This is a genomic window from Pelomonas sp. KK5 (assembly GCF_001984095.1).
Taxonomy (GTDB): domain Bacteria; phylum Pseudomonadota; class Gammaproteobacteria; order Burkholderiales; family Burkholderiaceae_C; genus KK5.
Genome location: NZ_LYVQ01000007.1, coordinates 19,948 through 34,644, shown reverse-complemented (window position 1 = coordinate 34,644; position 14,697 = coordinate 19,948). Strand labels below are relative to the sequence as shown.

General features: G+C 69.1%; 13 protein-coding genes. 8 read left to right on the top strand and 5 right to left on the bottom strand.

Features of this window, described 5'->3' with window-relative positions:
* The first annotated feature begins 82 nt into the window (after positions 1 to 82).
* Complete coding sequence (locus B0W88_RS01930) at positions 83 to 1,990, top strand: radical SAM protein (protein WP_077032957.1); 1,908 nt, start codon at positions 83 to 85, stop codon at positions 1,988 to 1,990.
* Between the two features lie 6 nt (positions 1,991 to 1,996).
* On the opposite strand, the gene B0W88_RS33435 is transcribed toward B0W88_RS01930, so the two are convergent.
* The gene (locus B0W88_RS33435) at positions 1,997 to 2,170 is read right to left on the bottom strand and encodes a hypothetical protein (protein WP_158080777.1); all 174 of its coding nucleotides are present in this window, start codon (positions 2,168 to 2,170) and stop codon (positions 1,997 to 1,999) included.
* 245 nt (positions 2,171 to 2,415) lie between these two features.
* On the opposite strand from B0W88_RS33435, the gene B0W88_RS01925 reads away from it, so the two are divergent.
* Positions 2,416 to 3,465, top strand: a complete 1,050-nt coding sequence (locus B0W88_RS01925; protein WP_077032956.1) for a class I SAM-dependent methyltransferase — start codon at positions 2,416 to 2,418, stop codon at positions 3,463 to 3,465.
* Here the strand turns inward: B0W88_RS01925 and asd are convergent.
* Positions 3,437 to 4,327, bottom strand: coding sequence for an archaetidylserine decarboxylase (asd, locus tag B0W88_RS01920; protein ID WP_077032955.1), 891 nt, complete (start codon positions 4,325 to 4,327; stop codon positions 3,437 to 3,439). The genes B0W88_RS01925 and asd overlap by 29 nt on opposite strands.
* Positions 4,328 to 4,386: 59 nt before the next feature.
* Here asd and B0W88_RS01915 point away from each other — a divergent pair, with 59 nt between their 5' ends.
* Positions 4,387 to 6,036 carry an aminotransferase class III-fold pyridoxal phosphate-dependent enzyme gene (locus tag B0W88_RS01915; protein ID WP_077032954.1) on the top strand — a complete coding sequence of 550 codons (1,650 nt, stop codon included), beginning with the start codon at positions 4,387 to 4,389 and terminating at the stop codon, positions 6,034 to 6,036.
* A gap of 94 nt (positions 6,037 to 6,130) precedes the next feature.
* On the opposite strand, the gene B0W88_RS01910 is transcribed toward B0W88_RS01915, so the two are convergent.
* Positions 6,131 to 6,757: a hypothetical protein gene (locus tag B0W88_RS01910; RefSeq protein ID WP_233151594.1), complete on the bottom strand. Its 627-nt coding sequence runs from the start codon at positions 6,755 to 6,757 to the stop codon at positions 6,131 to 6,133.
* A gap of 137 nt (positions 6,758 to 6,894) precedes the next feature.
* Between B0W88_RS01910 and B0W88_RS01905 the strand changes: the two genes are divergently transcribed.
* Positions 6,895 to 8,136: a glycosyltransferase family 1 protein gene (locus B0W88_RS01905; RefSeq protein WP_077032953.1), complete on the top strand. Its 1,242-nt coding sequence runs from the start codon at positions 6,895 to 6,897 to the stop codon at positions 8,134 to 8,136.
* Here B0W88_RS01905 and lplT read toward each other — a convergent pair.
* Complete coding sequence (gene lplT / locus B0W88_RS01900) at positions 8,117 to 9,322, bottom strand: lysophospholipid transporter LplT (protein ID WP_077032978.1); 1,206 nt, start codon at positions 9,320 to 9,322, stop codon at positions 8,117 to 8,119. The genes B0W88_RS01905 and lplT overlap by 20 nt on opposite strands.
* 96 nt (positions 9,323 to 9,418) lie before the next feature.
* On the opposite strand from lplT, the gene B0W88_RS01895 reads away from it, so the two are divergent.
* Entirely contained in the window at positions 9,419 to 10,108 is a 690-nt protein-coding gene (locus tag B0W88_RS01895; RefSeq protein ID WP_144006541.1) for an HAD family phosphatase, read from the top strand.
* Here B0W88_RS01895 and B0W88_RS01890 read toward each other — a convergent pair.
* Entirely contained in the window at positions 10,086 to 11,675 is a 1,590-nt protein-coding gene (locus tag B0W88_RS01890; RefSeq protein ID WP_233151593.1) for an ABC transporter substrate-binding protein, read from the bottom strand. The genes B0W88_RS01895 and B0W88_RS01890 overlap by 23 nt on opposite strands.
* A gap of 102 nt (positions 11,676 to 11,777) precedes the next feature.
* Between B0W88_RS01890 and B0W88_RS01885 the strand changes: the two genes are divergently transcribed.
* The 3 genes from B0W88_RS01885 to B0W88_RS01875 are packed head-to-tail and all read left to right on the top strand — an operon-like array spanning position 11,778 to position 14,692.
* Positions 11,778 to 12,659 (top strand): intradiol ring-cleavage dioxygenase, encoded by an 882-nt coding sequence (locus B0W88_RS01885; protein ID WP_077032951.1) that lies wholly within the window; start codon positions 11,778 to 11,780, stop codon positions 12,657 to 12,659.
* Between the two features lie 12 nt (positions 12,660 to 12,671).
* Positions 12,672 to 13,478, top strand: a complete 807-nt coding sequence (locus B0W88_RS01880) for a response regulator (RefSeq protein ID WP_369973835.1) — start codon at positions 12,672 to 12,674, stop codon at positions 13,476 to 13,478.
* Positions 13,475 to 14,692: a HAMP domain-containing histidine kinase gene (locus B0W88_RS01875; protein ID WP_077032950.1), complete on the top strand. Its 1,218-nt coding sequence runs from the start codon at positions 13,475 to 13,477 to the stop codon at positions 14,690 to 14,692. Before B0W88_RS01880 ends, B0W88_RS01875 begins: the two co-directional genes overlap by 4 nt.
* The last annotated feature ends 5 nt before the right edge of the window (positions 14,693 to 14,697 follow it).

The window sequence follows — 14,697 nt, the reverse complement described above, 5'->3', positions numbered from 1 at the left end:
GGATAAGGGCTGACCACGCGACGAAGGCCGTTGATTCGGGTAACTACGGTGCGCCAGGCGTGCGACTGGCAAAATTGCGGCAATGTCCGCCGCTCTTCCCGCCATCGCCCTGCGCGTGCTCAGCGTCATCCCGCCGATGACGCAGCTCAACACGCCCTACCCGTCCACCGCCTACCTGACGGGCTTCCTGCGCTCGCGCGGGATCGCCGCGCAGCAGGTGGACCTGGCGCTGGCCCTGGTGCTGAAGCTGTTCTCGCGCGAGGGCCTGGCCACGCTGCACGAGGCCGCCGCCCGCGCGCAACGCAGCCCGGCGGTGGAGTATTTCGAGGCCGCCTACGAGCGCTACCGCGCGACGATCACGCCGGTCATCGCCTTCCTGCAGGGTCGCGACCCGACGCTGGCGCACCGCATCAACACCCGCGCCTTCCTGCCCGAGGGCCCGCGCTTCGCCGCGCTGGACCACTACATCGCCGAGGAGGGCGAAGACCCGCTCGCCTGGGCCTTCGGCGCCCTGGGCCTGCAGGACCGCGCGCGGCACCTCGCCACGCTCTACCTGAACGATCTGGCCGACGTGCTGCGCGACGCGGTGGACCCGCGCTTCGAGTTCGTCCGCTATGCCGAGAAGCTGGCCACCAGCCAGCCCAGCTTCGACCCGCTGGCCGACGCGCTGGGCGCGCCGCCGAACCTGGTGGACGAGACGCTGCGCGAATTGACCGTTATGTCTCTCGAACAGCACCAGCCCGACGTGGTGCTGCTCTCGGTCCCCTTCCCCGGCGCCGTCTACGCCGCGCTGCGCATCGCGCAGACGATCAAGGCGCGCGACCCGAACATCGCGGTCGTGCTCGGCGGCGGCTTCGTCAACACCGAGCTGCGCGAGCTGGCCGAACCGCGGCTGTTCGACTTCGTCGACTACGTGACGCTGGACGCCGGCGAGCGGCCGCTGCTGGCGCTGCTGGAACACCTGGGCGCCAAGCGTTCCAGGCAGCGCCTCGTGCGCACCTTCGTCCGCGAGGACGGCGCGGTGAAGTACGTCAACCTGGTGGAACCCGACGTGGCCTTCGCCGAAGTCGGCACACCCACCTGGGACGGCCTGCCGCTGCAGGACTACCTGTCGCTGCTGGACATGCTGAACCCGATGAACCGGCTCTGGTCCGACGGGCGCTGGAACAAGCTCACCGTGGCCCACGGCTGCTACTGGAAGAAGTGCAGCTTCTGCGACGTCAGCCTGGACTACATCTCGCGCTATGAGGGCGCCTCGGCCGAGGTGCTGGTGGACCGCATCGAGGCGATCGTCGCCGAGACCGGCCAGACCGGCTTCCACTTCGTCGACGAGGCCGCCCCGCCCAAGGCGCTGAAGGCGCTGGCCGCCGAGCTGCAACAGCGCGGCACCAGCATCAGCTGGTGGGGCAATATCCGCTTCGAGAAGTCATTCAGCCCCGAGCTCTGCCAGCAGCTGGCCGACAGCGGCTGCATCGCGATCTCCGGCGGGCTGGAGGTGGCCTCCGACCGCTTGCTGAACCTGATGAAGAAGGGCGTCAGCGTCGAGCAGGTGGCCCGCGTCACCAAGGCCTTCACCGACGCCGGCATCCTGGTGCACGCCTACCTGATGTACGGCTTCCCGACGCAGACGGTGCAGGACACCGTCGATGCGCTGGAGTACGTGCGGCAATTGTTCGAGAACGGCTGCATACAGAGCGGCTTCTTCCACCGCTTCGCCTGCACCGTGCATTCGCCGGTGGGCCTGGCGCCGCAGGACTACGGCGTGACGCTGCTGCCGCTGCCCGACAGCCCGTTCGCCAAGAACGACGTGGGTTTCGTGGACCCCACCGGCGTCGACCACGACGCGCTGGGGCGCTGCCTGAAGAAGGCGATCTACAACTTCATGCACGGCATCGGCATCGAGAACGACGTGCGCAGCTGGTTCGACATGCGGGTGCCGAAGCCGACCGTCAACAGGCACCGCATCGCGCGGGCCCTGGAAACGGCCTGAAAAAGGTCAGTGCAGCCGCGCCACGATCATCATCGTGGCAATCACCAGCGGCAGCGCGAGACCGACCCAGGCCGCCCAGTCGCGCTCGCCGCGCTCGCCGTGCGGGGACGGCATGTCGTCGTGATCGTGCGCCGCTTGCAGCGTTTCACCGGACAGATGGACCAGGGACATCGGGCTCATCGCAGACCTTTCAAACCAACAGAAAGACAGGCCCAGTCTGCGCCTGACTGCCCCTGTATGCGTATGACAGCCGGCGCCATCTGTGGCGGATTGCGCACACCGCACGGTTTCGGCGTTATGGCGCGCTAACGCCACAAGCCGACGCCTGCTGTAAGGCCGAAGGGCCGATCCGAGACAAAGCATCGGCCCGGAGCGCGGATCCTCCCGGCCACGTCTTGCGTCGATCCGCACAAGGAGTGACGGCGATGAACGAAGCGAAGCTACAGGACTTCATGGGGCGGCTGGTCACCGACATGGGTGGCGGCGCGATGATGGCCACGGTGATCCTCGGCGAGGAGCTGGGCCTGTACCGGGCCATGGCCGACGGCCGGCCCACCACGGCGGAGCAACTGGCCGAGCGCACCGGCTGCAATGCCCGGCTGCTGCGCGAGTGGCTCAGCGCGCAGGCGGCCAGCGGCTATGTGGAACTGGAGGGCGACAGCACCTTCCGGCTGCCGCCCGAGCAGGCGCTGGCCCTGGCGGTGGAGGATTCGCCGGTCTACGTGGCTGGCGGCGTGCAGGTGCTGGCCAGCATGTTCCTGGACAAGGACAAGATCGCCGCGGCAATGCGCGGCGACGGCGCCCTGTCCTGGGGCGAGCACCATCCCTGCCTCTTCTCCGGCACCGAGCGCTTCTTCCGTCCCGGCTACAAGGCCAACCTGGTGAGCCAGTGGCTGCCGGCGCTGGACGGCGTGGTGCCCAAGCTGGAGGCCGGCGCCAAGGTGGCCGACATCGGCTGCGGCCACGGTGCCTCCACCGTCGTGCTGGCCCAGGCCTACCCGAACTCGCGCTTCCACGGCTTCGACTTCCACGCCCCGTCGATCGAGCAGGCCCGCCAGCGCGCCGAGGAGGCCGGCGTGGCGGGCCGCACCGCCTTCGAGCAGGCGCCCGCCAAGGGCTTCCCGGGCAGCGACTACGACCTGGTCTGCTTCTTCGACTGCCTGCACGACATGGGCGACCCGGTCGGCGCCGCCCGCCGCGCCTTCGAGGCGCTGAAGCCCGGCGGCACGGTGCTGCTGGTCGAGCCCTTCGCCAACGACGAGCTGCAGAGCAACCTGAACCCGGTCGGCCGGCTGTTCTACGCCGCCTCCACCTGCATCTGCACGCCCAACTCGCTGTCGCAGGAGGTCGGGCTGGGCCTGGGCGCGCAGGCCGGCGAGAAGCGGCTGCGCCATGTGTTCATGGACGCCGGCTTCAGGAGCTTCCGGCGGGCGACGGAGACGCCGTTCAACCTTGTCCTGGAGGCGATGAAGTAACGGGTAACTTCATCAGCGCCTGCCCCATCTTCACGCGCGAGCCGGTGGCGATGCCATCGGCCAGCGCGAAGCCCTTGGGGGCGAACAGGATGATCGTGGAGCCGTGCTGGAACCAGCCCATCTCCTCGCCCTTGGCGTATGTCGCCTGGCAGGGGATTTCCTTGGGCCCCTGGTAGCCCAGGTGCAGCAGCAGGTCCAGGAAGTGCAGCCGCAGGCTGGCCACCAGGATGGCCGCCACCGGCACGATGGCCAGCTGGTGTTCCCCGCAGCGGGCGCGCAGCACCGCGCGCTCGTTGCGGCAGAACAGGCGCTCCACCCGCTTCAGCGCGATCGGGTTGACGTTCCAGGTGTCCCCGCTGATGAAGGTCACATGGTCCACCTCGCAGTCCACCGGCGCATGGAAGCGGTGGTACATGCTGGAGGTGAGGCGCAGCGTGATGTAGGTTCCGTCCTGGAAGGCGCTGGCGTCCTGGCTGGGCCCGAACAGCTCGCCCATCGAATACGGGAAGCCCTTGGCCTGGAAGACCTGCCGGCCCTGCACCGGCCCGCACTCGCCGACGATGCCGTCGCAGGGGCTGGCCAGCAGCGCCGGGTCGGGCTCGATCGTGCGCGCGCCGGGCTTCAGCTCGCGGGTGAAGCAGTCGTGCAGGCTGCCGTAGCGCTGCTCGCGGGCCTCGCTGAGGTCGAGGTCGGTGAACAGCCGCCAGATGCCGATGGACACCCGCGCCAGCAGCGGCGAGCGGATCTGGCTGAACCAGCCCATGAAGCGGGTCAACGCGATGCGCGGCACGCGGTTGGTGAGCAGGAAGTTCAGGTCTTCCTGCTGGAAAAACCGCTTGATAAGGGTGTTGCTCGTGTTCAATTCATCGTCCTGTCAATCAAGCTTGATAAATCTCGGGCCACCGAAACAACGGCCCGATCATGGAAGAAACCTTTGCCCTGTCGGCTGTCGCGCTCGCCGCGCTGGCCTGGACCCTGCCGCTGGCCCATCGGCGCCTGCAACTCTCCCGCGCCAAGCACCGCTCGCTCGCCGGCCATTCCCTCTGGGCCAAGCGCCTGGCACGTCTGCTGCCCGGCTATGCCTACGGCGAAGCCCGCTTCTTCGCCGCCGACGGCGCGCCGGCCGATGTGACGAACCAGCGCCGCGCCGGCTTCCAGCGCCTGGCTGCCGTCTGGAATGAGCGTTATGCCCAGAGCATCGAAGCCACCCGCCAGGCACGCGACGGCATCTCGGACCTGCAGTTCACCGGCAGCTACCGCGTGCCCTTCCCCTTCAGCCCCTACCTGCGCCAGCACCTGCCCAGCGGCAGCTTCCTGCGCGCCGCCCAGGGCGTGACGGTGGAAGACCTGGACGGCAACGTCTTCTACGACCTGACCGGCTCCTACGGCGTCAACGTCTTCGGCGTGGACTTCTACCGCGACTGCATCGCCGAAGGCGCGCAGCTCGCCGCCCCGCTGGGCCCGGTGCTCGGCGCCTACCACCCCTGCGTGGCCGACAACGTCGCGCGGCTGAAGGCCGTCTCGGGCCTGGACGAGGTGTCCTTCCACATGTCCGGCACCGAGGCCGTGATGCAGGCCGTGCGCCTGGCCCGCTACCACACGAAGAAGAAGCACCTGGTGCGCTTCTGCGGCGCGTACCACGGCTGGTGGGAGGACGTGCAGCCCGGCCCCGGCAACCCGCTGCCCCCGCGCGAGACCTACACGCTGAAGGACCTCGATCCCAAGAGCCTGCAGGTGCTGCGCACCCGCCGCGACATCGCCTGCGTGCTGGTCAACCCGCTGCAGGCGCTGCACCCGAACGCCAACGCGCCAGGCGACTCGGCGCTGATGGACAGCAGCCGCCGCGCCGGCTTCGACCGCGCCGCCTACACGGCGTGGCTCAAGCAGCTGCGCGAGGTCTGCAGCGAGCGCGGCATCGTGCTGATCTTCGACGAGGTCTTCGTCGGCTTCCGCCTGGCCCCTGGCGGCGCCCAGCAGTACTTCGGCGTGCAGGCCGACATGGTCACCTACGGCAAGACGCTGGGCGGCGGCCTGCCGGTGGGCGTGGTCTGCGGCAAGCGTTCGCTGATGAAGCGCTACCGCGAGGAGCGCCCGGCCGACGTCTGCTTCGCCCGCGGCACCTTCAACGCCCACCCCTACGTGATGGGCGCGATGAACGTGTTCCTGCGCCGGCTGGAGACGCCGCGCATCAAGGACGTGTACGAGAGCCTGGACGCTCGCTGGACCGGCCGCGCCGAGCGCTTCAACGCCGCGCTGCAGTCGGCCGGCCTGCCGGTTCGCGTGGCGGCGCTGCAGTCGATCTGGACGGTGACCTACACGGAGCCCTCGCGCTACAACTGGCTGCTGCAGTACTACCTGCGCGAGCAGGGCCTGGCGCTCAGCTGGGTGGGCACAGGCCGGCTGATCTTCAGCCTCAACTACACCGATGCGGACTTCGACGCCGTGACCCAGCGCTTCGTTGCAGCGGGCCAGCAGATGATGAAGGACGGCTGGTGGTGGCAGGACGCGACGCTGACCAACAAGGCCATCCGCCGCGGGATCTTGAAGGAGACTTTGAGCCACCTGTTCTGAGGAAGAACCGTTCGCCCTGAGCTTGTCGAAGGGCCCTTCGACCGGCTCAGGGCAGGGCTTCGACAGGCTCAGCCCGAACGGTTCTCCGGACCGATCAGCCGTGCGAGCTGACATGCTCCATCGGGTCGATCAGCTGGCCGCGCAGCAGGAACAGCGGAGCGCGGTGGTAGAGCTTGATGTCGTGGAACGGGTCCGTGATGATCTTGAAGCCCCAGGCCAGGCCTTCCATCAGGTTCTGCTGCTGCCACAGCTGCAGCACGCGGAAGATCAGGCCCGACACGCCCAGCGCCAGCCAGGCCATGCCGACGTCGTGCAGGTAACCCGTCAGGTCGACGGCAGGCTGGATCCAGCCGAACAGCGAGGGCTGGAACCACAGCAGCAGCGGGATGCCGGCCCAGGCGGCCATCAGCACGATCTTGCGGCGGATGTTGTAGCCGACCTTCACCGCTTCCTTGTACTCGTCGCTCACGTTGTTGACGTGGTCGAAGCCGCGCGGCTCGAAGAAGAAGTGACCGGCTTGGCGGCTGGTCATCGAGACGGTCCAGGCGAGCAGCGCGGCCCAGGCCGGGTCCACGAACATCAGGCCGTAGGAGATCACGAAGCACACCGCCGACAGCAGGTGCAGGCTCTGGTTGATGCGGCTGTGGTGGTAGAGGCGGTGGTCGTCCCAGCGCTGGGTCTCGAGGGTCTTGAAGAAGTCCTTCAGCAGGCTTGTGGTCACGGCGGTCCCCGTCGTAGTGAAAGATGGTGTGACGCGATGGTGACGGGGCTGCATGAAAGCCCCGTGACGGCGGCGCTGCCACAAAACCGACGCGCAACCGTCATCGAACTGTTGCGCGGCACGGTCAGCATCGCTGCATGAACGCCGCCCTCACCGATGCCCAGCAGCGCTTCCTCGTCGACCACCTGAGCCCCGCGCGGCCCAGCCTGCGGGTCGCCTTCGTCACCGAGACCTACCCGCCCGAGGTCAACGGCGTGGCGATGACGATGGCCCGGCTGGTCGAGGGCATGCACGAGCGCAACCACGACATCCAGCTGATCCGGCCGCGCCAGGGCGCGCACGACGCGGCGGGCGACCGCTTCGACGAGGAGCTGGTACGCGGCCTGCCGATCCCGCGCTACCCGAGCCTGCGCATGGGCATGCCGTCCAAGCGGGCGCTGGTGAAGCTGTGGTCGATGCGCCGGCCCGACGTGGTGCACATCGCCACCGAAGGCGCGCTCGGCTGGTCCGCGCTGCAGGCCGCGCTGCTGCTGAAGCTGCCGGTCTGCTCCGACTTCCGCACCAATTTCCACGCCTACAGCAGCCACTACGGCATCGGCTGGCTGCACAAGCCGATCATGGGCTATCTGCGCAAGTTCCATAACCGCTGCGACTGGACCATGGTGCCCACCGAGGCGCTGCGTCGCCAGCTGCAGGCGCAGGGCTTCGAGCGCCTGCTGGTGGTGAGCCGCGGCGTGGACACGAAGCTGTTCAACCCCACCCGCCGCAGCGCCGCGCTGCGCGAGCAGCAGTGGGGCGTCAGCGAGGGCGACGTGGTCGTCGGCTGCGTCGGCCGCCTCGCGCCGGAGAAGAACCTGGACGCCCTGCTGGCCGCTTTCGAGGCGATCCGCCAGCGGCAGCCGCGCGCGAAGCTGCTCTTCGTCGGCGACGGCCCGCAGCGCGCCGAGCTGCAGGCCCGCTGCCCGGACGCGATCTTCGCCGGCCAGCGCCGCGGCGAGGACCTGGCGGCGCACTATGCGTCGATGGACCTGTTCGTGTTCCCGAGCCAGACCGAGACCTTCGGCAACGTGACGACCGAGGCGATGGCCAGCGGCCTGCCCATCGTCGCCTTCGACTACGCGGCCGCCGCGCAGCTGATCCGCCATGGCGGCAACGGCATGCTGGCGGCGCTGGACCAGCGCCAGGCCTTTGTCGACGCGGCGCTGGAACTGGCGCTGGACGCACCGCGCCGGCAGGCCATCGGCGCCGCCGCACGGGCCAGCGCCGAGCCGCTGGACTGGGCCGGCATCGTGGCGCAGTTCGAGGGCGTGCTGGCCGGGGCGATGCAGCAGCACGAGGTGCTGCCGGCCACGACGCGGGTCAGCGTGGTACCAGGCTGATCTTTCTCTTGCGCGACTCCCGTCGCATCAGCAGCCCGAGCGCGGCAGCCACCGCCAGCCCCAGCCCGCTCAGCAGCACGCCGATCGGCACGTCCAGCCACAGCAGTCCCGCATAGAGCGCCAGCATGCCCAGCACGCTGGCGTTCTCGTTGAAGCCCTGCACCGCGATCGAGCGGCCGGCCGACAGCAGCTGGTAGCCGCGGTGCTGCAGCAAGGCATTGAGCGGCACGACCAGCAGGCCGCCGACCGCGCCGGTGAGCATCAGCAGCACGATGGCCGCGGGCAGCGAGCGCGTCGCGGCGACGACCGGCATCAGGAGCCCCAGCAGCACGCCACAGACGAGCATCTTCTTGGCCGCCGCCAGCGGCACGCAGCGGCCCGCCACGCCGGCGCCGGCGATCACGCCCACGGCCACCGCCGCCTGCAGCATCGCCGCCTTGTCCAGCGGCAGCCCCAGCGCGTCGGCCGACCAGCGCAGCACCGCGAACTGCAGCGTGGCGCCGACGCCCCAGAAGATCGTCGTCACCGCCAGCGAGAGCCCGCCATCGCAGTCGCGCCACAGCGTGCGATTGGCTGCGCGGAAGTCATCGAGCAGTACCTGCGGATGAAAGCCCCGCGAGGCATAGCGCGCCCCGCTGTCCGGAATGCCGAGGTTCAGCAGGCTCGCCAGCACGTAGACCCCGATCAGCACGGCCATCGCGCCCGACAGGCCCATGCCCAGCAGGTCCAGCACGAGCGGGCTCACCAGCGCCCCGCCGAGCACCGCACCCAGCAGCGCCGCGCAGACCACCGTCACCTCCAGCCACCCATTGGCCGCCACCAGCCGCTCGGGCCCGCAGATCTCGGTGATCAACCCGTACTTGGCCGGCGCATAGGCGGCGGCACCGAAGCCGACGATCGTGAAGGCCAGCACCGGATGCAGGCCCGCCAGCAGCGCCAGCACGCCGACCAGCTTGACCCCGTTCATCCAGGCCATCAGCCGCGCCTTGGGCATCGCGTCGGCCAGCGCACCGACGAAGGGGGCCAGCACGACATAGGACAGCGTGAAGCCGAACTTCAGCAGCGGCGCCCACCAGCCCGGCAGGCCCTGCTGCTGAAGCAAGGCGATCGTGACAATCAGCAGGGCGTTGTCCGCAAGAGCCGAGGCGAATTGCGCGGCGATCAGGAAGTGGAAACCGCGGGGCATCGGCATGAGATGGGGAGCAACGTGCGCGCAACAGAGTGTCAGGACGATGACGCGGGATCATCGGGGCGGCGCGTGAAGCGGGCGTGACATGCTCCAATCCCCCGCATGAAATTCGAAGCCATCCTGTTCGACTGCGACGGCGTGCTCGTCGACTCCGAGACCATCACCCACATCGTGCTGCAGCGCATGCTGGCCGAGGCCGGCTGGACGCTGGGCCTGGACGAGTGCATGCGCCTGTTCATCGGCAAGCTGGTGCGCGACCAGGCGCCGCTGATCGAGCGGATGACCGGCAGGCCGCTGACCGAGGAGTGGCTGAGCAGCTTCCGCGCGGCGCGCAACAAGGCGCTGGCGAACGAGCTGGAAGTGATCCCCGGTGCGCCGGCCGCGGTGGCGGCGCTGCGCGAGGCCAGCGGCGGCCGCATCGCCTGCGCGTCCGGCGCGGACCGGCCGAAGATCGAGCTGCAGCTGCGCAAGGTGGGCCTGTACGAGCTGTTCGAAGGCCGCATCTTCAGCGGCCACGAGATGCCGCGCTCCAAGCCGGCGCCCGATGTCTATCTGGCCGCCGCGGCGGCGCTGGGCGCGGACCCGCGGCGCTGCGCGGTGATCGAGGACACGGCGACCGGCGTCACCGCCGGCGTGGCCGCGGGCGCCACCGTGTTCGGCTATGCGCCGGGCGGCCCCTCGCACGGCTCGCCGGAGCAGTTGCTGGCCGCGGGCGCCAGCCATGTCTTCACCGACATGGCCCAGCTTCCCGCGCTGCTGGCTACTTGGCCGGCCCCACGCTGACCCAGCGCAGCTCCAGCCAGTTGTCCGGCCGGTGGACGACGCTCACATTGCTGCGCGCCGCCCAGGGAATGAACTGGCGGTGCAGCGGGATGTAGTGGACCTGCTCCTGCTCGCGCAGGAAGGCCTTCTTCACCAGCGCCTCGCGCTTCTTCGGATCAGCCTCCTTCGACGAGGCCACGACCAGCGCGTCCAGCTCGTCGTCCTTGAAGTTGCCGCGGTTGTACTCGCCCTGGCCCTTGGCGCCGCGGTTGCGATAGTGCGTCGTGAAGATCGGCTCGGCATCGGTGATCGAGCCGCCCCAGCCGAACATGTAGGCGCTGGTGTCCAGCTGCTCCAGCTTGTTGAAGGTCAGCGCCTTGGGCTGGGCGTTGACCTTGACCTTCAGGCCCGCCTTGGCCCACTGCGCGGCCAGGGTCACGCAGATGCGTTCGTCGTTGACGTAGCGGTCGTTGGTGCAGTCCAGCGTGAAGCCGAAGCCGGCCGGGTAGCCGGCCTCGGCCAGCAGCTTCTTCGCGGCCTCGAGATCGAAGGGCAGGCGCTTCTCGATCTCGGCGTCGTTGTAGTCGCCCAGCGGCGAGGGCACGACGGCGCCGGTCGGCGCGGACTGGCCGTTCATCAGCTTGGTCTTGATCGTCTCGATGTCGATGGACTGGTACAGCGCGCGGCGCACGCGGACGTCCTTGAACGGGTTCTTGCCCTTCACGTCCGAGTACAGCAATTGGTCGCGGCCCTGATCCAGGCCGATGAAGATGATGCGGTTCTCGGGCCCGTTGACGATCTTGACGCCGGGCGTGTGGGAGAGGCGGTCCAGGTCGCGCGGCGAGGGATCGAGCACGAAGTCCACCTCGCCCGAGACCAGCGCCGCGGTGCGCGTGGCCTCGCTCTTGATCGGGGTGTAGACCACCTGCTGCAGATTGCCCTCGATCCTGCCCCAGTAGTTCGGGTTGCGCTTGAGCACCGTCTTCGAATCGGCCGTGCGGCTCTCCAGCATGAAGGGGCCGGTGCCGTTGGCATGGAAGGCGGCATAACTCTCCTCCTTGGCGGAGAAGTCCTGCGTCTTGGTGGCCTTGTGTTCCTCGGCCCAGCCCTTGCTCATGATGTAGATCGTGGTCACGTGCTGCAGGAAGATCGGGTTCACTTCCTTCAGCGTGAACTCGACGGTGAGATCGTCGACCTTCCTCGGCTCGCCCAAAGCGTTGGCGTAGACGGCCACCTGGGAGCTGGGCTGCTTCGCGCGATTGACCGAGAAGATCACGTCGTCCGCGGTGAAGGGCCGGCCGTCGTGGAACTTGACGCCCGGGCGGAGCTTGAACACCCACTTCAGCGGGCCGGTCTGCTTCCATTCCGTGGCCAGCTGCGGCGCCAGGTTCAGGTTCTGGTCGCGGGTGGCGAGGAACTCGTGGATCTGGCCGTTGATGGTGTTGGTCAGTGTCTCGTTCTGGGCGAAGGGGTCCAGCGTCAGCACGTCGCCGGCGGCGGCCCAGCGCAGGGTCTGGGCCTGGGAGGCCGTCGCCAGGCCGGCGAGCAGCAGCAACAGGGGCAGGGTCTTGTTCTTCATCTTGCTCATGGGTAGGGATTCTGGACGACGCGGCAATTCCCTTGCCCGCATGTGTCAAGCTCGACACAAAGCCGCTAAGTGGATGACAAGGGCCGGCGCTGCAATGGCGTCATGCAACACCTCCACGACCACGACCAGGGCCTGGCCCACGACATCCAGCGGATCAATGCGCAACGCGCGCAACGCCGCCGCGCCCTCGGCTGGCTGGCCGCCGTCACCGGCGTCGGCACGCTGACGCTGGTGGCCTGCGGCGGCGGAGGCGGCGACAGCACCGTGGCCTCCAGCAGCAGTGGCGGCAGCAGCTCCAGCGGCGGCAGCACCAGCTCCGGCTCCACGTCCTCGAGCTGCAGCGTGATCCCCGAGGAGACCAACGGCCCCTATCCGGCCGACGGCTCCAACACCGCCAACGGCTCGATCGCCAACGCGCTGACGCTCAGCGGCATCCTGCGCAGCGACATCCGCAGCAGCTTCGGCGGCAGCACCACCACCGCCGGCGGCGTGCCGCTGACGGTCAAGCTGACGCTGCAGAACGCCAACGGCGCCTGCGCTGATCTTTCCGGTTATGCCATCTACATCTGGCACTGCGACCGCGAGGGCCGCTACTCGATGTACAGCAGCGGCGTGACCGCCGAGAACTACCTGCGCGGCGTGCAGGTGACCGGCAGCGACGGCACGGCCACCTTCACCACCGTCTTTCCCGGCTGCTACTCCGGCCGCATGCCGCACATCCACATCGAGGTCTACGCCAGCGCGGCCACCGCCACCTCGTACACCAAGGCGCTGAAGACCACGCAGCTGGCCTTCCCGACGGACGCCTGCAACACCGTCTACAACACGGCCAGCGGCTACAGCGCCAGCATCGCCAACTTCGCCCGCATCAGCTTCGCCACCGACGGCGTGTTCAGCGACGGCGTGACCCTGGAGATGTCCACCGTCAGCGGCGACGTCACGAACGGCTACGCCGCGGCGCTGACCATGGCGATCGCGGCCTGAGCGGTGCCCGCCATGATCGTGATGAAGAACGGCACTGGTGTATGGTTCGCCAGTCCGCCCGAGGCGGGCCGCTTCCTGGCCCAACGTGCGGCCAAGCAGGAGGAAACCATGACCCGCTGCCTCGTCGTCGACGACGATGCCGAGATCCGCCACGCGGTGAGCGATTACCTGGGCCGTTTCGGCATGGAGGTGAGCACCGCGGCCGATGGGGTCGAGATGCGCCGAGCCATGGGCTCGGGCCAGGTGTTCGACGTGATCGTGCTGGACCTGATGCTGCCCGACGAGAGCGGCCTGTCGCTGTGCCAGTGGGTGCAGCAGAACTCGCAGACGCCGGTGGTAATGCTGACGGCGCAGGGCGACCCGGTCAGCCGCGTGCTGGGCCTGGAGATGGGCGCCGACGACTACCTGCCCAAGCCCTTCGAGCCGCGCGAATTGGTGGCCCGCATTAACGCGGTGCTGCGCCGCACGAAGAAGGGCGAGCGCGGCATGGAGCCGAGCAAGTCGCGCAGCGTGCAGTTCGAGGGCTGGAAGTTCGACCGCGTGCTGCGCCAGCTGCGCTCGCCGGAGGAAGTGGTCGTCGTCCTGTCCAACGCCGAGTTCCGCCTGCTGTCGGCCTTCGTCGACCGGCCCGGCCGCGTGATGACGCGCGACCAGCTGATCGACCTGACCCGCGCGCCGGGCGTGGTCGTCAATGACCGCAGCATCGACCTCAGCGTCTCGCGTCTGCGGCAGAAGCTGGGCGACTCCTCGCGCGAACCGCGGATGATCCGCACGATGCGCGGCGAGGGCTATCTGTTCGACTGCCAGGTGAGTGGATGACGAAGGACTGGCTCGCGCGCAAGTTCGCCGACACGCTGGCCAAGCGTCTCTTTGTCCTGATCTGGGGTTCGCTGGTGGTGAGCCAGTTGCTCGCCATCACGGTGGTGCAGTTCGCCAGCACCTTCAGCGGCGAGGAACACGAGATGTTCGGCGGCAACGGCATCCCCGGCCGCATGGCCACGCTGCCGACGATGCCGCCGACGCCCGGCATGCCCCGCGGCCCCGGACCGCGCCCTGGCCCTGGCCCGGGTGACGGCATGCGCGGGCCGCCGCCGGGCACGGCGATGGACAACGGTCCGCCGCCCGGCCCCCGCTTCGGCGCCCGGCGCGAGATGAGCGGGCGCCTGCTCGCGATCGACTACGGCGTGCGCCTGCTGGTGATCGGCCTGGCGGCCTGGTTCGGCTCGCGCTGGGTGTCGCAACCGATGCGCCGGCTGGTCAGCGCCTCGCAGCGGCTGGGCAGCTCGCTGGCCGAGGGCGGCGCCGCGCCGCCGGAGCTGGACGAGCACGAGGGCACGCTGGAGGTGCGCGAGACGGCCAAGGTCTTCAACGACATGGCGCGCCGGCTGCGCGAGCACTTCCGCTCGCGCGGGCTGATGGTGGCCGCGATCTCGCACGACCTGCGCACGCCGCTGACCCGCATGCGCATGCGCATCGAGATGGCGGACAACGCCGAGTCCGAGCTGCAGCAGAAGAACATCTCGGACCTGCGCGAGATGAACGCGCTGATCGACAACACGCTGGAGGTCTTCCGCGGCGCCGACGGCAACCCCGAGCCGATGCAGAAGACCGACGTGGCGGCGCTGCTGCAGTCGATGGCCGACGACCTCGCCGAGCAGGGCCAGCCGGTCGCCTACACCGGCGCCGAGGAGGCCGTCACCCAGGTGCAGCCGGGCGCGCTGCGCCGCGTGCTGGGCAACCTGGTCGACAACGCGCTGCGCTACGGCGGGCGGGCTGAGGTCGAGGTTCAGCTGACCGGCGAACAGCTGCGCATCACCATCGACGACGCCGGGCCGGGCATCCCGCCCGCGCTGCTGGATGACGTGTTCCAGCCCTTCTTCCGCGTCGATGCCTCGCGCAGCAAGCACACCGGCGGCACCGGCCTGGGCCTGTACATCGCGCGGGACCTGATGCAGCGCCAGGGCGGCACGCTGGCACTGACGAACCGGCCGGAGGGCGGGCTGCGGGCAACATTGACGCTGCCACGGCGCTGACAAGG

Coding starts and splice junctions, on each gene's coding strand:
- B0W88_RS01930 (WP_077032957.1), top strand. CDS start 83: ATGTCCGCCGCTCTTCCCGCCATCGCCCTGCGCGTGCTCAGCGTCATC.
- B0W88_RS33435 (WP_158080777.1), bottom strand. CDS start 2,170: ATGAGCCCGATGTCCCTGGTCCATCTGTCCGGTGAAACGCTGCAAGCG.
- B0W88_RS01925 (WP_077032956.1), top strand. CDS start 2,416: ATGAACGAAGCGAAGCTACAGGACTTCATGGGGCGGCTGGTCACCGAC.
- B0W88_RS01915 (WP_077032954.1), top strand. CDS start 4,387: ATGGAAGAAACCTTTGCCCTGTCGGCTGTCGCGCTCGCCGCGCTGGCC.
- B0W88_RS01905 (WP_077032953.1), top strand. CDS start 6,895: ATGAACGCCGCCCTCACCGATGCCCAGCAGCGCTTCCTCGTCGACCAC.
- lplT (WP_077032978.1), bottom strand. CDS start 9,322: ATGCCCCGCGGTTTCCACTTCCTGATCGCCGCGCAATTCGCCTCGGCT.
- B0W88_RS01890 (WP_233151593.1), bottom strand. CDS start 11,675: ATGAGCAAGATGAAGAACAAGACCCTGCCCCTGTTGCTGCTGCTCGCC.
- B0W88_RS01885 (WP_077032951.1), top strand. CDS start 11,778: ATGCAACACCTCCACGACCACGACCAGGGCCTGGCCCACGACATCCAG.
- B0W88_RS01880 (WP_369973835.1), top strand. CDS start 12,672: ATGATCGTGATGAAGAACGGCACTGGTGTATGGTTCGCCAGTCCGCCC.
- B0W88_RS01875 (WP_077032950.1), top strand. CDS start 13,475: ATGACGAAGGACTGGCTCGCGCGCAAGTTCGCCGACACGCTGGCCAAG.